The organism is Blastococcus sp. KM273129 (assembly GCF_021698995.1).
GTDB lineage: Bacteria > Actinomycetota > Actinomycetes > Mycobacteriales > Geodermatophilaceae > Blastococcus.
In genome coordinates, this window is sequence record NZ_SSXB01000078.1 from 1 (window position 1) to 19,968 (window position 19,968).

Annotated in this window: 24 protein-coding genes; 12 read left to right on the top strand and 12 right to left on the bottom strand. The window is 75.7% G+C overall.

All coding sequences use genetic code 11. From position 1 onward, the window contains the following. Positions 1 to 84, top strand: an 84-nt coding sequence (locus E9565_RS17855) for an integrase core domain-containing protein (protein WP_236836232.1), incomplete at its 5' end; no start/stop codon positions are given. A gap of 69 nt (positions 85 to 153) precedes the next feature. Further along, a complete protein-coding gene (locus E9565_RS17860; RefSeq protein WP_255714418.1) occupies positions 154 to 894 on the top strand; it encodes an HAD-IIA family hydrolase in 741 nt (246 codons plus the stop codon). Positions 895 to 910: 16 nt separating this feature from the next. Here E9565_RS17860 and E9565_RS17865 read toward each other — a convergent pair whose 3' ends face one another. Then, positions 911 to 1,402: a hypothetical protein gene (locus tag E9565_RS17865; protein ID WP_236824719.1), complete on the bottom strand. Its 492-nt coding sequence runs from the start codon at positions 1,400 to 1,402 to the stop codon at positions 911 to 913. Positions 1,403 to 1,490: 88 nt separating this feature from the next. Between E9565_RS17865 and E9565_RS17870 the strand changes: the two genes are divergently transcribed. Further along, on the top strand, positions 1,491 to 2,516 hold the full coding sequence (locus E9565_RS17870; RefSeq protein WP_236824720.1) for a diacylglycerol kinase family protein: 1,026 nt from the start codon (positions 1,491 to 1,493) through the stop codon (positions 2,514 to 2,516). Positions 2,517 to 2,794: 278 nt separating this feature from the next. After that, on the top strand, positions 2,795 to 3,046 hold the full coding sequence (locus tag E9565_RS17875; RefSeq protein WP_091928851.1) for a WhiB family transcriptional regulator: 252 nt from the start codon (positions 2,795 to 2,797) through the stop codon (positions 3,044 to 3,046). A gap of 123 nt (positions 3,047 to 3,169) precedes the next feature. Here the strand turns inward: E9565_RS17875 and E9565_RS17880 are convergent, their stop codons facing one another. Further along, positions 3,170 to 4,651 (bottom strand): sensor histidine kinase, encoded by a 1,482-nt coding sequence (locus E9565_RS17880; protein WP_236824721.1) that lies wholly within the window; start codon positions 4,649 to 4,651, stop codon positions 3,170 to 3,172. 75 nt (positions 4,652 to 4,726) lie between these two features. Between E9565_RS17880 and E9565_RS17885 the strand changes: the two genes are divergently transcribed. Beyond that, positions 4,727 to 5,224: a GNAT family N-acetyltransferase gene (locus E9565_RS17885; RefSeq protein WP_236824722.1), complete on the top strand. Its 498-nt coding sequence runs from the start codon at positions 4,727 to 4,729 to the stop codon at positions 5,222 to 5,224. A 58-nt stretch (positions 5,225 to 5,282) separates the two neighbouring features. Here the strand turns inward: E9565_RS17885 and E9565_RS17890 are convergent, their stop codons facing one another. Next, complete coding sequence (locus E9565_RS17890) at positions 5,283 to 5,507, bottom strand: biotin/lipoyl-binding carrier protein (protein ID WP_236824723.1); 225 nt, start codon at positions 5,505 to 5,507, stop codon at positions 5,283 to 5,285. A 56-nt stretch (positions 5,508 to 5,563) separates the two neighbouring features. Next, positions 5,564 to 6,613, bottom strand: coding sequence for a biotin carboxylase N-terminal domain-containing protein (locus E9565_RS17895; protein ID WP_236836219.1), 1,050 nt, complete (start codon positions 6,611 to 6,613; stop codon positions 5,564 to 5,566). A 174-nt stretch (positions 6,614 to 6,787) separates the two neighbouring features. Here E9565_RS17895 and E9565_RS23625 point away from each other — a divergent pair, with 174 nt between their 5' ends. Further along, complete coding sequence (locus tag E9565_RS23625; protein WP_014377707.1) at positions 6,788 to 6,862, top strand: 50S ribosomal protein bL37; 75 nt, start codon at positions 6,788 to 6,790, stop codon at positions 6,860 to 6,862. A gap of 115 nt (positions 6,863 to 6,977) precedes the next feature. Here the strand turns inward: E9565_RS23625 and rsrA are convergent, their stop codons facing one another. Continuing rightward, positions 6,978 to 7,316: a mycothiol system anti-sigma-R factor gene (gene rsrA / locus E9565_RS17900; protein WP_236824725.1), complete on the bottom strand. Its 339-nt coding sequence runs from the start codon at positions 7,314 to 7,316 to the stop codon at positions 6,978 to 6,980. Continuing rightward, a complete protein-coding gene (locus tag E9565_RS17905; protein ID WP_236824726.1) occupies positions 7,313 to 8,008 on the bottom strand; it encodes a sigma-70 family RNA polymerase sigma factor in 696 nt (231 codons plus the stop codon). The genes rsrA and E9565_RS17905 overlap by 4 nt, the downstream gene beginning before the upstream one ends. Before the next feature lie 196 nt (positions 8,009 to 8,204). On the opposite strand from E9565_RS17905, the gene ybaK reads away from it, so the two are divergent. Next, a complete protein-coding gene (gene ybaK / locus E9565_RS17910) occupies positions 8,205 to 8,678 on the top strand; it encodes a Cys-tRNA(Pro) deacylase (RefSeq protein ID WP_236824727.1) in 474 nt (157 codons plus the stop codon). Between the two features lies 1 nt (position 8,679). Here ybaK and E9565_RS17915 read toward each other — a convergent pair whose 3' ends face one another. Beyond that, positions 8,680 to 10,227, bottom strand: a complete 1,548-nt coding sequence (locus E9565_RS17915) for a fused MFS/spermidine synthase (protein WP_236836221.1) — start codon at positions 10,225 to 10,227, stop codon at positions 8,680 to 8,682. A gap of 1 nt (position 10,228) precedes the next feature. After that, positions 10,229 to 10,975, bottom strand: a complete 747-nt coding sequence (locus E9565_RS17920; protein WP_236836223.1) for an SOS response-associated peptidase — start codon at positions 10,973 to 10,975, stop codon at positions 10,229 to 10,231. 138 nt (positions 10,976 to 11,113) lie between these two features. On the opposite strand from E9565_RS17920, the gene E9565_RS17925 reads away from it, so the two are divergent. The 3 genes from E9565_RS17925 to rsgA all read left to right on the top strand — a co-directional run bounded on the left by E9565_RS17925 (position 11,114) and on the right by rsgA (position 14,971). Beyond that, positions 11,114 to 12,577, top strand: a complete 1,464-nt coding sequence (locus tag E9565_RS17925) for an NAD-dependent succinate-semialdehyde dehydrogenase (protein ID WP_236824730.1) — start codon at positions 11,114 to 11,116, stop codon at positions 12,575 to 12,577. A 97-nt stretch (positions 12,578 to 12,674) separates the two neighbouring features. Further along, a complete protein-coding gene (aroA, locus tag E9565_RS17930) occupies positions 12,675 to 13,955 on the top strand; it encodes a 3-phosphoshikimate 1-carboxyvinyltransferase (RefSeq protein WP_374201746.1) in 1,281 nt (426 codons plus the stop codon). Between the two features lie 23 nt (positions 13,956 to 13,978). Further along, complete coding sequence (gene rsgA, locus E9565_RS17935; RefSeq protein WP_236824732.1) at positions 13,979 to 14,971, top strand: ribosome small subunit-dependent GTPase A; 993 nt, start codon at positions 13,979 to 13,981, stop codon at positions 14,969 to 14,971. Positions 14,972 to 15,111: 140 nt separating this feature from the next. Here rsgA and E9565_RS17940 read toward each other — a convergent pair whose 3' ends face one another. Beyond that, complete coding sequence (locus E9565_RS17940) at positions 15,112 to 15,648, bottom strand: DUF2087 domain-containing protein (protein WP_236824733.1); 537 nt, start codon at positions 15,646 to 15,648, stop codon at positions 15,112 to 15,114. Positions 15,649 to 15,701: 53 nt separating this feature from the next. Between E9565_RS17940 and E9565_RS17945 the strand changes: the two genes are divergently transcribed. Beyond that, entirely contained in the window at positions 15,702 to 15,884 is a 183-nt protein-coding gene (locus tag E9565_RS17945) for a DUF2795 domain-containing protein (protein WP_236824734.1), read from the top strand. Positions 15,885 to 15,936: 52 nt separating this feature from the next. Then, positions 15,937 to 16,746, top strand: coding sequence for a histidinol-phosphatase (gene hisN, locus E9565_RS17950; protein WP_374201748.1), 810 nt, complete (start codon positions 15,937 to 15,939; stop codon positions 16,744 to 16,746). On the opposite strand, the gene E9565_RS17955 is transcribed toward hisN, so the two are convergent. From E9565_RS17955 to E9565_RS17965, 3 genes are read right to left on the bottom strand one after another with little or no spacing between them, the layout of a single operon-like run. After that, the gene (locus E9565_RS17955; protein WP_236836227.1) at positions 16,747 to 18,090 is read right to left on the bottom strand and encodes an FGGY family carbohydrate kinase; all 1,344 of its coding nucleotides are present in this window, start codon (positions 18,088 to 18,090) and stop codon (positions 16,747 to 16,749) included. After that, the gene (locus E9565_RS17960; RefSeq protein WP_236836228.1) at positions 18,087 to 19,109 is read right to left on the bottom strand and encodes an aldo/keto reductase; all 1,023 of its coding nucleotides are present in this window, start codon (positions 19,107 to 19,109) and stop codon (positions 18,087 to 18,089) included. Before E9565_RS17960 ends, E9565_RS17955 begins: the two co-directional genes overlap by 4 nt. A 40-nt stretch (positions 19,110 to 19,149) precedes the next feature. After that, positions 19,150 to 19,494: a phosphatase PAP2 family protein gene (locus tag E9565_RS17965; RefSeq protein ID WP_236836230.1), complete on the bottom strand. Its 345-nt coding sequence runs from the start codon at positions 19,492 to 19,494 to the stop codon at positions 19,150 to 19,152. Positions 19,495 to 19,968: the final 474 nt, after the last annotated feature.

Below are 19,968 nucleotides of genomic sequence, written 5' to 3' on the forward strand. Positions count from 1 at the left end.
CCCTGGCTGGAGCACTACAACACTCAACGCCGCCACAGCGCCCTCGGCGGGGAGTCCCCGATCAGCCGACTGGCACCAACCTGATGGCTCGGTACAGCTAGCGTGCATGCCGTGACCACCGAGCGCGGACCGATCGAGTGCTGGCTGACCGACATGGACGGCGTCCTCGTCCACGAGGGGAACGCGCTGCCCGGCGCCAAGGAGTTCCTCGACCGGCTGGTCGAACGGCGACGGCGGTTCCTCGTGCTCACCAACAACTCCATCTTCACGCCGCGCGACCTGGCGGCCCGGCTGAGCCGTACCGGCCTGCTCGTGCCCGAGGAGGCGATCTGGACCTCGGCGCTGGCGACCGCCGACTTCCTCGCCACGCAGCTCCCCGGCGGCTCGGCGTACGTCATCGGCGAGGCGGGGCTGACCACGGCGTTGCACGAGGTCGGGTACGTCATGAGCGACACCGACCCGGACTACGTCGTCCTCGGCGAGACGCGGACGTACTCGTTCGAGGCGATCACCCGGGCGATCCGGCTCGTGGAGGGCGGCGCGCGGTTCATCGCCACCAACCCCGACGTCACCGGCCCCTCCCCCGAGGGCCCGCTGCCGGCGACCGGGTCGGTGGCAGCGATGATCACGGCCGCGACGGGCGCGAAGCCCTACTTCGTCGGCAAGCCGAACCCGATGATGTTCCGCAGCGCGATGAACCGGATCGAGGCGCACTCGGAGTCCACCATCATGGTCGGGGACCGGATGGACACCGACGTCGTCGCCGGGATCGAGGCCGGGCTGGAGACGGTGCTGGTGCTCTCCGGTTCCACCGCGGCCCACGAGGTCAGCCGCTTCCCGTTCCGCCCGAGCCGCGTCTGCGACTCCATCGCGGACGTCATCGACCTCGTGTGAGGGGTCGCCCCTGCGCTCAGCTGTCCTCGTAGGCCAGCCGCGAGTCCGGGGCGGCCAGCAGGTACAGCACCGCGGCCACCAGCGCCAGGATCGGCAGCCCGATCAGCGGCTGCTGGGCCGAGAACGCGAAGGTGAAGCCGGTCAGCCCCAGGAACAGCTGCAGGGCCACCACCGGGGCGCGGGCCCAGGCGGCCACCCGCCAGAGCCCGCGCGCGGCGGCCAGCAGCACGCCGGCGGCCAGCGCTGCGAGCACCACCTCGGCGAGGGCGCGCGGGACGCTCTCCGCGTTCCCGGTCAGCGTGAGGTAGAGCAGCACCAGGGTCAGGACGCCGAAGGCGAGGCCCTCCACCGCCACCACGAGCGCCGCCCGGCGCAGCGACGGCGGGGCCTGCGGCGTCGGCTTCCCCGGCTCGGCGGGGCGTGCCACCGGCTGCGCCACCGAGGCCCCGAACAGCCGGTCGGCGAGGCGACGGGGCGGCGGAGCGGGCGCGCCGCGGTCCTCGGTCACACCGCCGAGACTACGCGGCCGGCTGCTGCTCCCGGTCCCCGCCGGCGCCCTCCGGCGTGCACCGCGATCCCCTGGTTAGCCTGACGGCATGCGTGCGCTCGTGGTCGTCAACCCCGCGGCCACGACCACCACCGCGAAGATGCGCGACGTGCTGGTCGGCGCCCTGGCCAGCGAGCTGAAGGTCGACGTCGCCGAGACCACGCACCGCGGGCACGGCCACGAGCTGGGCGCCACGGCCGCCGCCGACGGTTTCGACGTCGTCGTCGCGCTCGGGGGCGACGGCACCGTCAACGAGGTGGTCAACGGCCTGCTCGCGCGGGGACCGGGACCGGGTGTGCCCGCGCTGGCGGTCGTGCCCGGCGGGTCGACCAACGTGTTCTCCCGCGCGCTCGGCCGGTCCCGGGACCCGGTGGAGGCGACCGCGGAGATCCTCGCCTCCCTGCGCACCGGCCGCACCCGCTCGGTCTCCCTCGGCACCGCGAGCGCGACCGGCACCAGCACCGCGGCGGTCACCGGGGTCGCGCCGGCGGTGGCCGAGGCCGTCGCCCGCGCCGAGGCCGCCGCCGACGGCCCGGGGTGGACCGACCCCCGCTGGTTCGTCTTCGCCGCGGGCTTCGGCTTCGACGCCGAGGTCATCGCCCGGGTCGAGGCCCGGCGCGCGCGGGGACGGCGGTCGACCGGTGCCCTCTACGTCCGGGAGGGCACCAGCGCCTTCCTCTTCGGCCGCGAGCGGCGGCGGCCCGCGATGACCCTCCAGGTACCGGGGGAACCGCCGGTGGAGCAGCTGTTCCTCTGCCTCGTCTCCAACGTCAGCCCCTGGACCTATCTGGGGGCCCGGCCGGTGAACCCGACCCCGCAGGCCTCGTTCGACACCGGGCTGGACGTCTTCGCCCTCGGGCGCACCGGCACCGCCCGGATGCTGCGCGCGCTGCGCCAGACCATGCGCCCCGAACCCGACCTGCGCGGCCGCGGCCTGCACCGGTGGCACGACCTGCAGGAGCTGACCGTGACGGCGGTGCGGCCGCAGGGCTGGCAGGTCGACGGCGACCACCTCGGCACCGCCACGGGCGTGCGGATCACCAACGTCCCGCACGCGCTGCGGGTCATCGCCTGAGACCTGTTCCTCGCGCATCCGGCAAGGGTTTTCCTCCTGCCGGGTGGCGGGCCTAGCACGGCCGTGGTGAGGTTGCTCACGCGGGGGTCAGCGCTAACCGCGTTTCCCTTGACACGCGTCCGGCACGTGAAAACATCGCTGCCGGGACGCAACCTGCCGGTAACAAAGCAGGGAGTCGCTCACGACATGACGCCGGGTCACCGGCGTCGGCCGGCGATCGCAGACCGAGCACAGCGACTGACGTACCGACCGCAGACGACATCGAGGAGTACAACGCCATGGACTGGCGCCACCGCGCGCTCTGCCGGGACGAGGACCCGGAGCTGTTCTTCCCGATCGGGACGACCGGCCCCGCGCTCGTCCAGATCGAGCAGGCGAAGGCCGTGTGCCAGCGCTGCCCGGTGGTCTCGTCGTGCCTGGACTGGGCCCTGCGCTCCGGCCAGGACTCCGGTGTCTGGGGTGGGCTCTCCGAGGACGAGCGACGCGCGCTGAAGCGGCGTCAGGCTCGCACCCGGGTCCACACCGCCTGACCGCCGAGCACGACGGCGCGCCGCCGGGGTAGCCGGCGGCGTCCGCACCACCGCAGTCGCACCGACCGCCACGAGGCCGGTCCGGGTCCCCCGGGCCGGCCTCGGCGCCGTCCGAGGCCGAGCTCAGCGCCGGGGCCAGGCGCTCTCCGGCAGCGTCAGCACCACCTCCGTGCCCGAGCGGCCCTCCAGCGGGCCCATCGCCAGGCTCCCGCCCAGCTCGCTGATCACCAGCGTGCGCACGATCTGCAGCCCCAGCCCGTCGCTGGCTGCGGGGTCGAAACCGGGCGGCAGCCCCTGGCCGTCGTCGCGGACCCGCACGCGGAGGTCCCCGCCCTCGCGCTCGGCGACCAGCTCGATGACCCCCGGCTCCCCCTCGGGGAAGGCGTGCTCCGCCGCGTTGTGCAGCAGCTCGGTCACCGCGAGCACCAGCGGCGTCGCCGCGGCCGCGGGCAGCTCCCCGAACGATCCGATCCGCCGGGTCCGGGCCGCGGGCCCCACGCTGGTGAGGTCACCGAGCATCGGCAGCACCTGGTCGAGGACGTCGTCGACGTCGACGACGTCCTCCCGGCTGCCCGCCAGCGTCTCGTGCACCACGGCGATGGAGGCCACCCGCCGCACCGACTCCTCCAGCGCCGCCCGGGCGGCCGGTTCGGTCATCCGCCGGGCCTGCAGCCGCAGCAGCGCAGCGACCGTCTGCAGGTTGTTCTTCACCCGGTGGTGGATCTCCCGGATGGTCGCGTCCTTGGTCAGCAGCGCCCGGTCACGCCGGCGGACGTCGGTCACGTCCCGGACCAGCACCAGCGCGCCGTGCTCGGCGCCGGGGGCCTGCAGCGGGAGGGCCCGCAGCAGCAGTGTCGCGCTGGCGCCCTCGACGTCCATCGGGTCCAGGTAGCGCCCGGCGACCGCCGCCGTGATGCCCGCGGCCGCCGCCTCCCCGGCCACCCGGTCGGTCACCGCCCGGCAGGTCACCTCGGCGAGGACGGCGCCGGCCAGGTCGCCGGCGACACCGATCCGGCGGTAGGCCGAGAGCGCGTTCGGGCTGGCGTAGGTGACCCGGCCGGCCCGGTCCAGCCGCACGAGCCCGTCCCCCACCCGGGGGCTCATCTCCGCGTCCTGCATCGTGACCGGCGGGAAGGTGCCCGCGGAGACCATGAGGCAGAGGTCCGCCGCGATGTCGAGGTAGGTGAGCTCCAGCGTCGACGGCGACCTGGTCACCGCGAGGTTGGTGTCCTTGGCCAGGACGGCGATGCCCACGCCCTCGTGCCGCACCGGGATGACCTCGCGGCGGCGCGGGGTCGCCCCGGACCAGTCCGGCTCCCCGTCGGTGACGGGCCGCCCCTCGCGGAGCGCCACGGCGAACGGGCCGGCGGCATCGGCGTCCAGCTCCACGCCGACCATGTCCTCCGGGCGGCTGGTCGGCGCGGTCAGCGGGCGCACCTGGGCCACGCACCACCACGACCCGCAGCGCTGCGGCACCCAGAGCGTCAGGTCGGCGAACGAGAGGTCGGCCAGCAGCTGCCAGTCGGCCACCAGGCGCCGCGCGTGGTCGATCTGGGCCGGGCTGGACTCCGTGCCGCGGGTGAGGCGCTCCGAGAGGCTGCTCATGGTGGTCCGAGCCTAGGACCCGCGGCGGGGCCCACCCCGGGCGGGCGAGGCCGGTGGCCGTCCTAGCCTGGGCCCGTGCTGCCCTCCCCCGCCCTGCGCATCGAGCCGGCCCTGGCCGCCGACCACGACCGCATCGCCGCCCTCACCGTGCAGGTCTACGTCGACGGCGGGCTGGCGTCGGCGGGCTACGCGGCCGAGCTGGCCGATGTGGCCGGCCGCGCCCGCGTGGCCGAGCTGCTGGTCGCCCGGGACGACGGGGGCGAGCTGATCGGCAGCGTGGCCTTCGTGGCCGGGGGCGAGTTCGGCGAGGTGCTGGAGTCCCCCGACGAGGCCGGGTTCCGCATGCTGGTGGTGGACCCGCGAGCACGGGGCCGCGGCGTGGGCGAGGCGCTGGTGCGCGCGTGCCTGGACCGGGCGCGGGAGACCGGCCGGCGGCGCGTCGTCATCTCCACCGGCACCCGCATGACCGCGGCCCACCGGCTCTACGAGCGGCTGGGCTTCACCCGGCTGCCGGAGCGCGACTGGACGCCGGTACCGGGCGTCGACCTGCTGGTCTACACCCGCCAGCTGTGAGGCCCCGTCCAGGGGACCGCCCCCAGCCTGCGAGAGGTGGGGATGACGGGGTCCTCTGTCAGGCGGAGGCGACGATCGCGATGAGGTCGCCCTCCTGGAGCACCTCACCCTCGACCACGTGCAGCTCCTGCACGGTGCCCGTGCGCTCGGTGAGCACCGGGATCTCCATCTTCATCGACTCCAGGATCACCAGCGTGTCCCCCGCCGACACCTGCGCACCCGGCTGCACCAGCACTTTCCAGACACTGGAGACCATCTCCGCGTGGATCTCCTCCACCGCCACCGGTACCTCCCGCGCCCGCCGATCGTGAGCCCACATCCAAGCACGGCCGCCCGGCATCAGGTCGCCGGCGCGGCCCCGTCCCCGGCGAGCCGCCCGAGCACCGCGCAGACCTCCGGCCCGTCGTGCGGCACACCGGCCTCGGGCAGCCCGGACAGCACCCGGCTGACCGCACGGGCCGCCGCCGTCACGTCGTCCGCCCCACCGCTGACGGTGGCCAGCAGGGCGTCGTACCAGCCGTCGAGGCGGTCACCGGGCTCGTAGCCGCTCACCGCGACCAGCGCGACGCCGTCGTCGACCGCGGGAGGGCGACCGGCCCCGGGGAGGCGGCCGCTGATCCGCCCGGCGGTCCCCGGGGGCAGGGTGGCGCGGAGCTGCGCGGCGACCGCGGCCCGCGGCGCGGGGCGGCCCTCGGGGGCGGCATCGGCCTCCCGGAGCCCGGCGGCGCTGCGGAGGGCCAGCTCGACGGCGTCCACGCCGTGGGAGCGCTCGAGCACCGCCATGTCCAGCGAGAAGCCCGCGGCGACCTCGGCGAGCGAGCCGTCGGGGGCGATCCCGACGGTGACGAGCCCGCGCCAGCCGACCTCGGCGAGGCGGTGCGCCGCGGCCGGCAGCCGGCCGGGCTCACCCGGGGTCCAGGAGACCCGGGCGATGCCGGCGGCGCGGTCGCGGGCCACCGGGGTGGTGAAGCGCAGCCCCTCGGCGGTCACCCAGGCGAGGAACCCCCGCTCGCTGGCCGGCTCCACGCCGTCCCCGCCGAGCCGCTCGAGCACCTCCGGGTCGGGGCCGCCCCATCGCAGACCCGCGGCGATGACCCCGCCGGCCAGCCGGGCGTTGCCGGCCAGCGCGGGCGGGACGGGGAGCACCGTGTCCGCGCCGCTGCGCCGCGCCGCCTCGACGATGCGGTCGACGGCGAGGTAGGACTCGGCGGCCGGCGCCGGCCCCAGGAGCACCGCGTCGTCGGCCAGGCGCACGTGGCGGGCCGAGCGCTCCGTCTCGCTGTGCACCGCCACGGCCTTGAGACCGAGCCGCTGGCACGCCCGGATCGCGGCGCACCCCGCCGGCCCCCGTCCGGCGACGAGGACGGTCTCGATCCCCAGCTGCGGCACTGCTGCTCCTCTTCGAACTCGCCCGGCCCGGCGCACGGCCGGTGCGCCCCGTGAGAGGCTTGTCGGGTCAGCTTGGCGGGTCGTCCGGCGCCGCGCACCCGCGTGCGCCGGTTCCGGTCCCGCACCGGTCCTGGGCCACCCGGCCCGTCAGCAGCATGAGAGAGGAGGGCAGCGATGTCCAAGCGCGGACGCAAGCGTCGCTCCCGCAAGGGGAACAAGGCCAACCACGGCAAGCGCCCCAACGCCTGAAGAAGGACCCCCTGCCCCCCGCCGCTCGCAGGCTCGCGACGGGGCCCTGCAGGGGGCCAGACGCCAGAGGCCCAGGACCCGTCGGGTCCTGGGCCTCTGCCGTCTGCAGGCGCTGCTAGGCGGTCGGGCGCTCCTCGGAGTGCTCGACGGTCAGCCGCTCGACGCTGACCTGCGTGCCGTCCTCCTCGAAGGAGACGCTCGTCAGCTGCATCTTGATGCGCTCCCGCAGGCCCGTCGGAGGCTTGTCGCCGCCGCACCGCCGGCGCACCAGCGCCTTGAACTCCGCCTCGATGCCGAACTGCCGCAGGCACGACGAGCACTCGTCGAGGTGCTCGGCGATCACGGTGCGCCGCTCGTCGGACGTCTGGTGGTCGAGGAATTCGAAGACGTGGGTGAGGACGTCGTCGCACGAGTTGATCTCGAGGGGCTCGCCGGCCCCCAGCTCGTCGCTCACGGGCGGGTCGCCTCCTCACCGGCCCCGGCGCGGACGAAACCGCGCTCCCGGGCGTAGTCGGCCAGCAGCTTCTGCAGCCCGCGCCGACCGCGGTGCAGCCGGGACATCACCGTGCCGATGGGCGTGCCCATGATCTCGGCGATCTCCTTGTAGGCGAAGCCCTCGACGTCGGCCAGGTAGACGGCCAGCCGGAAGTCCTCGGGGAGCTGCTGCAGCGCTTCCTTGATGTCGGAGTCCGGCAGGTGGTCCAGGGCCTCGATCTCCGCCGACCGCAGCCCCGACGAGGTGTGCTCCTCGGCGGCGTACAGCTGCCAGTCCTGCACCTGGTCGGTGGGGTACTGCTGCGGCTGCCGCTGCTTCTTGCGGTAGCTGTTGATGTAGGTGTTCGTCAGGATCCGGTACAGCCAGGCCTTGAGGTTGGTGCCCTCGGCGAACTGGTGGAACGCGGAGTAGGCCTTGACGAAGGTCTCCTGCACCAGGTCCTCGGCGTCGGCCGGGTTGCGGGTCATCCGCAGGGCCGCCGGGTACAGCTGGTCCAGGAAGGGCAGCGCGTCCCGCTCGAACCGCGCATCCCGCTCGGCGCGGGTCTCGGCGAGCTCGGTGCGGCTGCCGCCCTCGCGCGCCTCCGGTACCTCGACCGGGGTCGCCTCGGGCAGCTGACCGGTGTTGTCGACCGCGGACTCCTCAGGCACCGACCGTCCTCTCTGGGGCCCCCGGACGCGGGGCGCCACATCGGTCGATCCTAGCCGCGCGGCGTCCGGACGGCCCGGGGGACGTCGGCGCGCGGCACGGGCGCGGGGGGTGGAGAGGGTGCTGCTCACGGCCGGTCCAACGGCACCGCCCGGCGCCGGCATTCCCGTCGGCCGCACCTGGGTAGGCTGCCGCGCCGTGGCGGCAACCCCGGCGGTGCGGGTCGTGGAGCAGGCGAAGGTGGCGCACGCGCTCCACCCCTACGACCCCGAGCACCCCGCGGACCAGGGGCACGGCGAGGCGGCGGTGGCCGCACTCGGCGCCGACGCCCGCCAGGTGTTCAAGACGCTGGTCGCGCGCGTCGACGGCTCGCTCACCGTCGCGGTCGTCCCCGTGAGCGGCACGCTGGACCTCAAGGCGCTGGCGGCGGCGACCGGCGGGCGCAAGGCGGCGATGGCCGAGCCGGCCGACGCGGAGCGCGCCACCGGCTACGTCGTCGGCGGCATCAGCCCCCTGGGCCAGCGCAAGCTGCTGCCCACCGTCGTGGACTCCTCGGCGCTGGAGTTCCCCACCGTGCTGGTCAGCGCCGGCAGGCGCGGCCTGCAGCTGGAGCTGCCGCCGGCCGAGCTGGTGCGGCTGACCCGGGCGCGCACCGCGCCGATCGGCCGCTGACTCAGGGAGTCGCGTAGGGGGTGAGCAGCTGGTCGACGGGGGCGAAGTCGTCGGTCAGCACGCGGGCGTCGCCGACGAACCGGGCCAGCTCCTCCCCCTCGGCCACCTGCCAGGCCAGGTCGTGGTCGGTCAGCTCCGCGGCGATCCCCGCCACCGGCAGCGGCCGCTGGGATGCCACCGCGACCACGTTGCCGCCGTCCTCCCCGGCGAGCACCGGCGCACGGGCGAGCAGCACCACGTGGTCGAACACCTCGCGCATCGTCGCCAGCTCCGCCCGCACGAACGACAGCGGCGGGTGGTCGATCAGGTTGACCGCGTAGACGCCGTCCTCGGCCAGCGCCCGGTCGACCAGCTCGAGCGCCTCGCGCGTGGTGAGCTGCCAGGGCACCGAGAGCCCGCCGAACGCGTCGCCGACGACGAGGTCGCGCTCCCCCGCCGGCTCCTCGGCCAGCCCCACCCGGCCGTCGGCCACCCGCACCCGCAGCTCCGGCGAGGTCTCCAGCCCGAGCTGCTCGCGGTCCATGGCCACCACCTCGGGATCGACCTCCACCACGAGGCTGTCGGTCCCGGGGCGCACCTCCGCCAGGTACCGCGGCAGGGTCAGCCCGCCGCCACCGACGTGCAGCGCCGAGACCGGCTCGCCCGCGGGGAAGGCGGCGTCGGCGACCGCGGCGATCGCCCGGACGTAGGCGAACTCCAGGTGGGTGGGGTCGGCCAGGTCGACGTAGGAGTGCCGCAGCGTGTCGAGCATCAGCACCCGGCCCGAGGGGCGCTCCGGATCGGCCACCACCCGCGCGCAGTGGTAGGCCGTCTCCTCCTCGCAGGGGGTGGGGGCCACCGCCGCCAGGGCGCCGCCCAGCACCACCAGCGCGAGCAGGCCGGCGGGGACCGTCCGCGGGCCGCCCCCGCGCCGCAGCACCACGCCCACCACCACACCGGTGAGCACGGTGACCGCGCCGGTGGCGACGAGGATGACGCTGCTGGGCAGGATCGCCACGAGCACGAACCCTGTCGCGAACGTCGCCGCGATGCCGCCGAGCGTGCCGATGCCCGAGAGCCGCCCGACCACCGCGCCGGTCTCGTCCAGGCTGGCCAGCTGCAGCTTGACCACCATCGGCGGCACGGCCGAGAGCAGCGCGGCGGGCACGACGACGGCGACCGCGGCCAGGAGAAGCACCCCGCCGGCGTCCGCGCCGCTGAGCAGCGAGCCGGTGAACCGGACCAGCGGGAGCACGGCGACGACCAGGGCGCCACCGGCCACCAGCAGCGGCGCGAGCAGCCGGCGGGGGTCGGTGCGGTCGGCGGCCGCGCCGCCCAGCCAGGCGCCGGCCGCGATCGCCGCGAGCGCGAAGCCGATCACCGCGGTGCTCGTCTGCACCGTGACGCCGACGTAGGGGGCGATGAGCCGCAGGCCGACGATCTCCAGCACGAGGACGGCGCCGGAGCTGAGGAAGGTCAGCCCCGCCGCGACCCAGGCCGGCAGCGCCCCGCCGGGTGGCGGGGGCTGCGGTGGCGCGTCGACCGGGGCGGGGGCCTCGTCCGCCGGCACGTCAGAACAGCGCCGGCTGGTCGGCGGGCGCGGCCACGCCGTCCGCCCGGGCGAGCAGTTCGGGGCCGTTGTTGCGCACGCTGTTGACCGCCGGGCTCACCGGGCGCAGCTCCAGCCCCTCGACGAACTCCGGGGGCGTGGGACGGGCCAGCTCCGCGACGTCCTCGCGCGCCGGGTCCAGCCACTCCGCCCAGCGCTCCCTCGGCAGCACGAGCGGCATGCGGTCGTGGATCTCGGTGAGGGCGCCCGTCGCCGGGGCGGTGACCACGGTGCAGGTGTAGAGCCGGTCCTCACCCTTGCCCCAGACCTCCCAGAGCCCGGCCATGGCGAGCACCGAGCCGTCCTCGGGGGTGATGAAGTAGGGCTGCTTGGCCGGGGAGTCCAGGCGCTTGGCCCACTCGAACCAGCCGTCGGCCGGCACCAGGCACCGCCGCGAGCGGGCCGCGCTGCGGAACGCCGGCTTCTCGGTCAGCGACTCCACCCGGGCGTTGAGCATCCGGTTGCCGACCGACACGTCCTTGGCCCACGAGGGCACCAGCCCCCAGCGCACCGACCGGAGCTCGCGGTGCCCACCGCCCGTGGGCACGCCCTCGGAGTCGCGTTCCCTGGCGTGCCGCACCACGTAGACGTCCTTGGTCGGCGCCACGTTGTAGTCCGCGGCCAGGGGTGGCTGCCCCGCGGCGGGGACCGCCTCGAACTCGAGGACGAGGTCCTCGGGTCTGCGGCTGGCCGCGTAGCGACCGCACATGGCGCCTCCTCGGGGGCACGGGGCTGTTCCCCTCGCACTCTAGGTGCGGCCACCGACGGACCGGCGTCCGCGCGTGCGGTCGCGATCACCGGGTAGGGCCCATTGTCGCAACGCTCGACGAGAGACGAGGATCACCGCGTGACCGCGACGCAGAACCCACCGACCGACCACCCGAAGACCGCCAGCGACAGCGCCGACCGGCGCTACGCGACGGTCAACCCCTTCACCGGCGAGACGGAGAAGGAGTTCGACTTCACCCCGACCGAGGCCATCGACGGGATCGTCGAGCGGGCCCACGCCGCGTACCAGGAGTGGCGGGAGCGGCCGGTCGAGGAGCGCGCCGCCGTCGTCCGGCGGGCCGCCGAGCTCATGGACGAGCGGCGCGACGACCTCGCCGCCCTCATCACCACGGAGATGGGCAAGCGCCGCGACGAGGCCGTCGGCGAGCTCAAGCTCTGCTCGATGATCCTGAAGTACTACGCCGACAACGGCCCCGGCTTCCTCGAGCCCACGCCGATCCAGCCGCTGATGGGCAAGGGCGAGGCCGTCATCGAGACCCGGCCGATCGGCGTCCTGCTGGCCATCGAGCCCTGGAACTACCCCTTCTACCAGGTGGTCCGCGTGGCCGGGCCCAACCTCGTGCTCGGCAACACGGTCATCCTCAAGCACGCCGAGATCACCCCGCAGTGCGCGGTGGCGATCGAGCGGCTGTTCGCCGACGCCGGGGCACCCGGAGGCGTCTTCACCAACACCTTCCTGCGCATCTCCGACGTCGAGCAGGTGATCGCCGACCCCCGCATCCAGGGCGTGACGCTCACCGGCAGCGAGCGGGCCGGCAGCGCGGTCGGGGCGCTGGCGGGCAAGCACCTCAAGAAGTCGGTGCTCGAGCTGGGCGGCAGCGACCCGTTCATCGTGCTCGACGCCGAGGACATGGCCGCCACCGTCAAGGCCGCGACCGCGGGCCGGATGCAGAACACCGGCCAGGCCTGCACCGCGTCCAAGCGCCTGATCGTCACCGAGGAGCTGTACGAGCCCTTCGTCGAGGGCCTCAAGCAGGCGTTCGCCACCTTCTCCCCCGGCGACCCGGCCGACCCCTCGACCTCGCTGGCGCCGCTGTCGAGCGAGCGCGCCGCGCAGGACCTGCACGCGCAGATCCAGGACGCGGTCGACAAGGGGGCGACCGTGGTGGCCGGCGGCACGCGCCCCGACCGCCCGGGGGCCTTCGTCGAGGCGACGATCCTCACCGACGTCACCCCGGAGATGCGGGCCTACAGCGAGGAGCTGTTCGGCCCGGCGGCCGTCGTCTACAAGGTGAAGGACGCCGACGAGGCCGTGGAGCTGGCCAACAACAGCGCGTTCGGCCTGGGCGCCACGGTGATGAGCGGCGACCTCGACCGCGCCCGCGCGGTCGCCGAGCGGCTGGAGGCCGGCATGGTGTGGATCAACCAGCCCACCGCCTCCTCCCCCGAGCTGCCCTTCGGCGGGATCAAGCGGTCCGGCTACGGCCGCGAGCTGTCCGAGCTGGCGATGTTCGAGTTCGCCAACCGGCGGCTGCTGCGCACCGTGCCGGTGAAGAAGGCGGACAAGCCGCAGGCCGGCTGATGCAGGGACCCCGTCCTCCGCACGCCTCGCACGCTCGGCGCGAGCCCCGGGACGGGGCCTCGTGGTGCGGCGTCGCCCACCGGGCAGGATGGTCCTCGTGACCGATGCCTGGGCGGCGCCACACCACCCGTCCCCCGTCGACGCCGTCGTCACCCTGCCCGGCTCCAAGTCCCTCACCGCCCGGGCCCTGGTGCTGGCGGCGCTCGCGGACGGCCCGAGCAGGCTGGTGCGGCCGCTGAGGGCGCGCGACACCGACCTCATGGCCACCGCGCTGCGCGCCCTCGGGGTGCAGGTGGTGGACGACGGCGACGACGTGCTCGTCACCCCCGGTCCGCTGCACGGCCACGTCACCGTCGACGCCGGGCTGGCGGGCACGATCCTGCGGTTCCTGCCGCCGGTGGCCGCCCTGGCCGACGGCCCGGTGCGCGTCGACGGCGACCCCCGGCTGCACGAGCGGCCCAACGGCGGCCTGATCGCCGCGCTGCGCGGCCTGGGGGTACGGGTGGACGACGACGGCCGGGGCCGGGCGCCGTTCACCGTGCACGGCGCCGGACGGGTGCGCGGCGGCCCCGTCGAGGTCGACGCCGGGGAGTCGTCCCAGATCGTCTCGGGCCTGCTGCTGGCCGCCGCCCGCTTCGACGAGGGCCTGGACCTCGCACTGGTCGGCGGGGTGCCCTCGATGCCGCACGTCGAGATGACGGTGACCACCCTGCGGGAGCACGGCGTCGACGTCGCCCCCACCGACCGCGGCTGGCGGGTCGCCCCCGGACAGGTCGCCGCCGTCGACCGGGTGGTCGAGCCCGACCTCTCCAACGCCGCACCGTTCCTGGCCGCCGCCCTGGTCACCGGCGGCCGGGTCACCGTGCGCGACTGGCCCGACGTGACCACCCAGCCCGGCGCGCACCTGGACCGGCTGCTGCCGGCCATGGGCGCCGAGGTCACCCGTACCGCCGAAGGCCTGCAGGTCACCGGCGCCGGCGCCATCCGGCCGCTGGTCGCCGACCTCGGCGAGGTCGGGGAGCTGACGCCGGTGCTCGCCGCGCTGTGCGCGCTGGCCGACGGCCCGTCCCGGCTGACCGGGATCGCCCACCTGCGCGGGCACGAGACCGACCGGCTGCAGGCGCTCGACGAGGTGCTGACCGCCGTGGGCGCCCGGGTGCGGCAGCTGCCCGACGGGCTGGAGATCGAGCCCGGCCCGCGACGGGCCGCCGTGCTCGACTCCTACGCCGACCACCGCATGGTCATGGCCGCCGCCGTGCTCGGCCTGGCGGTCGACGGCATCACGGTCACCGGCGCCGGCGCGGTGACCAAGACCCTCCCCGACTTCCGGGAGCGCTGGGCCGGGCTGCTGGGCGAGCCGATCGGGGCCGTTCCCTGAGCGCGCAGCGGGGCGCCCGGCGCATGGACGAGGACGACGTCCGGGTCCGGCCCAGCCGGCGCGGTTCGCGCCCGCGCACGCGCACCCGGCCCGCGCACGCCGACGCCGTCCCCGGTCTGGTCGTCGCGGTCGACCGCGGGCGGATGACGGTGCGGGTCGAGGGCCCCGGCGGCGCGCCGGTCGACGTCACCGCGATGCGGGCCCGGGAGCTGGGCCGGCACGGCGTGGTCGTGGGCGACCGGGTCCGGCTCGTGGGCGACACCAGCGGGCGCCCGGACTCGCTGGCCCGCATCGTCGTCATCGAGGACCGGACGACGTCGCTGCGCCGCACCGCCGACGACACCGATCCGACCGAGCGCGTCGTCGTCGCGAACGCCGACGTGCTGGTCATCGTCACCTCCGTCACCGACCCCGAACCCGCGCTGGGCTTCCTCGACCGGTGCCTGGTGGCGGCCTACGCCGGGGGGCTGGAGCCGCTGCTCTGCCTCACCAAGACCGACCTCGCCTCCCCGCGGCCGCTGCTCGACCGCTACGCCGGTCTCGGGCTGGAGGCGGTGCCGATGTCGCGGGAGCTCCCGCTGGCCGACCTGCTCGACCGGGTCCGCGACCGGATGAGCGTGTTCGTCGGCCAGTCCGGCGTCGGCAAGTCGACCCTGGTCAACCGGCTGGTGCCGGACGCGCTGCGCGCCACGGGCGACGTCAGCAAGATCGGCAAGGGGCGGCACACCTCCTCCTCGGCGGTGCTCTTCGACCTGCCGGGCGGCGGCACCGTCATCGACACCCCGGGCATCCGCTCCTTCGGTCTCGCCCACGTCACCGCCGACGACGTGCTGGTGGCGTTCGAGGACATCGCCGAGGCCGCGACGGAGTGCCCACCGGGGTGCGGGCACACCGCCGAGGACCCCGACTGCGCGCTGGACGCGTGGGCCGCCGACGGCCCACCGGTGCGCCGGGAACAGCTCGACGCGGTGCGGGTGCTGCTCGACGCCGTCGGCCAGGTCGGCCCCGGCTACTGAGCGGACCCCCTGCCCCCGCACGCCCCGTGCCGGCACGTCACCGGCGTCGGCGTGGCTCGCGCGAGAGGTCGGCACGCGGCGTGGCTCGCGGGGGGCGACATGTCGACACACCCACCTGTCGACGAGTCGCGATGCCGACCTCACACCTCGACGTAGCCGCCGCTGCGCCAGTAGACCCCCGACTCGCGCGTGAGGAACCCCTCGTCGACCAGGTAGCGGCGCAGCGCCGCCACATCGGGGTGCCAGACGGCGAGCAGCCCGTTCACCTCGCGCTCTGGGTAGCGGACGCCGGGCTCGAAGACGCGCACCAGGTGGTCGAGCACCACCAGCCGCTTGCTGCGCTGCGAGGGGATGGACACCAGCCGCCCGTCGCGGACGAAGGCCGAGAGCACCGCGTCGGCCACCGGGTCGTCCGACAGCGGCTCGGGCGGGGGCGCGGCCTCCGCGGCCGCCCGCGCGGCCGCCCCGAACCGCTCGGCGTGCAGCACCAGCGCGTGGCCGTCACGGTGCACCAGCCCGGCGCGGGCGAGCCGGCGGGCCGCGAGGGCGACCTCCTTGAGCCCCAGCCCCGCGGCATCGGCGACCTCCTCGATCGTCCCGGCGCCGAGAGCCAGCGCCGCGACCACCTTGAGCCGCACCGGGTCCGCGAGCAGCCCCGCGATCGTCGCCGCGTCCACGACCCGACGGTAATCGGTGCATCGTCGACGGGTGCGCGGGTAGGGAGCGGCGCATGGTGAGCCCGATCGACATCCAGAAGGCCCTGTCCGGCATCGACTACCCCGCCAGCAAGGACGACATCGTCAAGCACGCCGAGCAGCACGGGGGCGACGACGAGGTCCTCGAGGCGCTGAAGAAGATCGACGACCGGGAGTACGAGGGTCCCAGCGGGGTCAGTTCCGCCGTCTTCGACTGACGCACCGCTAGGTTGGGTGCCCATGACGTCGGGTCGGGGCTACTCAGAGGACATGCGGCTGGCACACGTGCTGGCCGACCAGGCCGACTCAATCAGCATGGACCGCTTCAAGGCCCAGGACCTCACGGTCGACACCAAGCCGGACCTCACGCCGGTGACCGACGCCGACCGGGCCGTCGAGGAGCAGCTGCGGATCACCCTCGGCCGTGCCCGCACCCGGGACGCGGTCCTCGGCGAGGAGTTCGGGACCACCGGTCACGGGTCGCGCCGGTGGGTGCTGGACCCGATCGACGGGACGAAGAACTTCGTCCGCGGCGTGCCGGTCTGGGCCACGCTGATCGCGCTCTTCGACGGCGACGAGCCGGTGGTGGGCCTGGTGTCGGCGCCGGCGCTGAACAAGCGCTGGTGGGCGGCCAAGGACGTCGGCGCCTGGACCGGGCGCCGGCTGGAGTCGGCCACCCGGTGCCGCGTGTCGGAGGTGTCGCAGCTCGGTGACGCCAGCCTGAGCTACTCCAGCCTCTCGGGGTGGGAGGAGCGCGGCGGGCTCGAGGGGTTCCTCGACCTGACCCGCTCGGTCTGGCGCACCCGCGCCTACGGCGACTTCTGGAGCTACGTGCTGCTGGCCGAGGGCGCGGTCGACATCGCCTGCGAGCCCGAGGTGTCGCTGTGGGACCTCGCGGCGCTCGACGTGATCGTCCGGGAGGCCGGTGGCCGGTTCACCGACGTCACCGGCGCTCCCGGGCCGGCCGGCGGCAGCGCGCTGGCCACCAACGGCCGGCTGCACGACGCCGCGCTGGAGAAGCTGGCGCAGACCGAGACGGTCCACCAGCTGACCTCGGCCCCGCCGGTCCCGCCCTCCTGATCAGGGCAGGGACGGCTCCACCACCGGCCCGCACACCCGTGCGGGGACGACGTCCGCACCGGCACCGCGGGCGGCCAGCACCGCCGCACCGACGGCCGACGCGCTGCGCAGGTGCAGCACCCGCACCGGGCGCCGCAGCTCGTCGGCGAGCAGCTGCTGCACGAGCGCGGTCCGCGCACCGCCGCCGGTGACCACCACGGGGGCGTCGTCGTCGGGGAGCCCGAGCAGCGCCGCCGCGGCGCCGATCGCCCGGACGACGCCCTCGACCGCGGCCCGCGCCAGGTGCGCCCGCGTGGTGCCCGGGTGCAGGCCGACCCAGCCGGCCCGGTCGTCCGGTCCGGCCACTCCCCCGCGCTCGCCGGTGAGGAAGGGCCGGAAGACGACGCCCCCCGCACCGGGGACCGATGCGGCGGCCGCGAACAGCTCCGGCCAGGAGAGGCCGAGGACGTCGCACACCCAGGCCCACGCCGAGCCGCCGTTCCGCAGCGCCGCCATCGCGTACCAGCCGCCGTCGGCGTCGGCGTAGCCGTGCACCACGGGGGCCTCGACCGGCTGCGGCGGCCAGCCCGGGCGCAGCAGCTGCGCGCCGGTGCCGAGGTTCACCTGGAGGCCGCTCGCCGTACCGGCCGCCAGGAGGGCCAGCGGGGTGTCCGCCGCCCCCACGACCACGGGCACGTCCCCGCCCGGCAGGCGTGCGGTGCCCACCACCTCCGTCCCGGGCCGCACCGCCGGCAGCAGGCCGGGCGGCACCCCGGCGGCGGCGGTCGCCGCGGCCGACCAGCCGTCGGCGGGGACGTCCCAGAGCAGGGTGCCGGAGGCGTCGCTGCGGTCGGTGACCGGCGGGCTGCCCGGGACGAGCGCGAGCCGCAGCGCGTCCTTCGGCAGCAGCACGGCCGCCGCGCGGGCCAGCGTCTCCGGTTCGTGGTGGGCGAGCCAGGCCAGCACCGGCCCGGTCATCCCCGGCACGAGCGGGTTGGCCAGCGCCGCGCGGTCGGCGGCGGGCAGCGCCCGCCAGGCGGCCAGCTCACCGGTCGCCCGGGCGTCGGGCCAGAGCACCGCCGGGCGCACCGGGGCGCCGGCGCCGTCCACCAGCACGGTGCCGTGCATCTGACCGGACAGCCCCAGGGCCCGCACCGGAGCGCCGCGCAGCGCCGGGGCCAGCTCGGCGAGCGCGGCGTCCAGGGCGCGCCGCCAGACGGCCACGTCGATCTCGGCGCGGTCCGGAGCCGGCCGGTCGTGGACGTACGCCGCCTCGGCCTCGGCCACCACGGCGCCGTCGTCGTCCAGCGCGACCAGCTTCAGCCCGCTGGTCCCCAGGTCGGCGCCGACGTGCACCCCGGTCACGGCGCCGGCCGGCGCTCCGGGCTGTCGCCGTAGGCGTAGCTGCTGTCCACGTACCGCCCGCCGGTGGCCGCCCCCGGGGGCGCGATGCCGTCCAGCCGGGCCAGGTCCTCGGCGGAGAGCTCGACGGTGGCCGCGGCGACGTTCTCCTCCAGGTAGGTGCGGCGCTTGGTGCCGGGGATCGGCACGACGTCGTCCCCCTGCGCGAGCACCCAGGCCAGCGCCAGCTGCCCCGCCGTCACGCCCTTCTCCTCGGCGAGCTCCCGGACGGCGTCGACCAGCCGCAGGTTGGCCGTGAACGCCTCGCCGGTGAACCGCGGGTGGCCGCGCCGCCAGTCGTCGGCACCGAAGTCCTCGGGGCTCCGGATCGCCCCGGTGAGGAAGCCGCGGCCCAGCGGGCTGAACGGCACGATGCCGATGCCGTGCTCCCGGGCGACGCCCAGCACCTCCTCCTCCAGGTCGCGGGTCCACAGCGACCACTCGCTCTGCAACGCGGCGATCGGGTGGACGGCGACGGCGCGGCGGATCGAGGCGGCACTGGCCTCCGACAGCCCGAGGTGGCGCACCTTCCCCTCGGCCACCAGCTCGGCCATGGCACCGACGGTGTCCTCGATCGGCACCCGCGGATCGACCCGGTGCTGGTAGTACAGGTCGATCACCTCGACCCCCAGCCGGCGCAGGCTCGCCTCCGCGCAGGCGCGCACGTTCTCGGGGCGGCCGTCGATCCGCACCCCGCCGTCGGGTGTCCGGGACAGCGAGAACTTCGTCGCCAGCTGCACCTCGTCGCGCCGCCCCGCGATCGCCTCGCCCACCAGCTCCTCGTTGTGGCCGCTGCCGTAGACGTCGGAGGTGTCCAGGAAGGTCACGCCCAGCTCCAGCGCGCGGTGGACGGTCGCGATCGACTCCGCGCGGTCCGCTGGGCCGTACATCTGGCTCATCCCCATGCAGCCCAGGCCCTGGGCGGAGACGGTCAGGCCGTCGCGACCGAGCGTGCGGGTACCGGCGGGAGGCGTGGTGGGCATGCACGCATCCTCGCCGGACCGCCGAGACCTCCGCCAGCGGTCACGCCGCGTCCCTCGCCCATCCCGGCCGCGGGAGGGGCGGCAGGGCCGCAGCCGTGCGGCGGGACGGCGCCGCGTGCACCGGCGCGCCGGCGGACCGGCGCCGGCAGACCCGGTCGGCCAGGGAGCCGACCGCCGGGAGCGCGAGGAGCACGAGCGCGCCGGCGATCCAGCCGGCCAGGACGTCGCTGACCCAGTGCGTGCCGAGGTAGACGGTCGAGGCGCCGACGCCGGCCGCGACGAGGGCGGCCAGGACCGGGGCTCCCCGGCGGTGGCGCCGGGCCAGGTAGGCCACCACCCCCCACATGGCGACGGCGTTGGCGGCGTGCCCGGAGGGGAACACCATGCCGTCGGTGAAGACCTCGGCGCCTCCCGGCAGCAGGGCGTCCCCGCCGAGCTGCAGCGGCCCCAGCCGCCCGAAGGCGGTCTTCGCCGCCCCACCGTGAGGTTCAGCAGGAGCGTGGTGACCGCCACCACCACGACCGGCCGGGGGTCCCGGTCCCGCACGAACCGCACGGCCAGCCAGCCGCCGATCGCCAGGAGGCACACGAACCGCTGCCCGAGCAGGACCGAGGTGGACACCAGCGGCTCCAGGTGCGGCCACCGGGCGGCCGGCTGCCAGCGGAGGGCAGCGAGGTCCGCCGCCACCAGAGGTGAGCCGGTGAGGACGGCGACGGCGAGCGCGACGTAGCCGGCGACGAGCAGCACGGCGAGCAGCGCCCTCCGGCGCCGGACGGCCCGGCGGGTGGCGGGGAGGGCGGTGCCCCGACGGCGCGCTCCGTCCGGCGTGCCCACCCCGCCGAGGCTAGGTCCGGCGGGC

Excerpts from the sequence above, each read along its gene's own strand:
- E9565_RS17860 (WP_255714418.1), top strand. The coding sequence starts at position 154 with ATGGACGGCGTCCTCGTCCACGAGGGGAACGCGCTGCCCGGCGCCAAG.
- E9565_RS17870 (WP_236824720.1), top strand. The coding sequence starts at position 1,491 with ATGCGTGCGCTCGTGGTCGTCAACCCCGCGGCCACGACCACCACCGCG.
- E9565_RS17875 (WP_091928851.1), top strand. The coding sequence starts at position 2,795 with ATGGACTGGCGCCACCGCGCGCTCTGCCGGGACGAGGACCCGGAGCTG.
- E9565_RS17880 (WP_236824721.1), bottom strand. The coding sequence starts at position 4,651 with ATGAGCAGCCTCTCGGAGCGCCTCACCCGCGGCACGGAGTCCAGCCCG.
- E9565_RS17920 (WP_236836223.1), bottom strand. The coding sequence starts at position 10,975 with ATGTGCGGTCGCTACGCGGCCAGCCGCAGACCCGAGGACCTCGTCCTC.
- rsgA (WP_236824732.1), top strand. The coding sequence starts at position 13,979 with ATGGACGAGGACGACGTCCGGGTCCGGCCCAGCCGGCGCGGTTCGCGC.
- E9565_RS17945 (WP_236824734.1), top strand. The coding sequence starts at position 15,702 with ATGGTGAGCCCGATCGACATCCAGAAGGCCCTGTCCGGCATCGACTAC.
- hisN (WP_374201748.1), top strand. The coding sequence starts at position 15,937 with ATGCGGCTGGCACACGTGCTGGCCGACCAGGCCGACTCAATCAGCATG.
- E9565_RS17960 (WP_236836228.1), bottom strand. The coding sequence starts at position 19,109 with ATGCCCACCACGCCTCCCGCCGGTACCCGCACGCTCGGTCGCGACGGC.
- E9565_RS17965 (WP_236836230.1), bottom strand. The coding sequence starts at position 19,494 with ATGGTGTTCCCCTCCGGGCACGCCGCCAACGCCGTCGCCATGTGGGGG.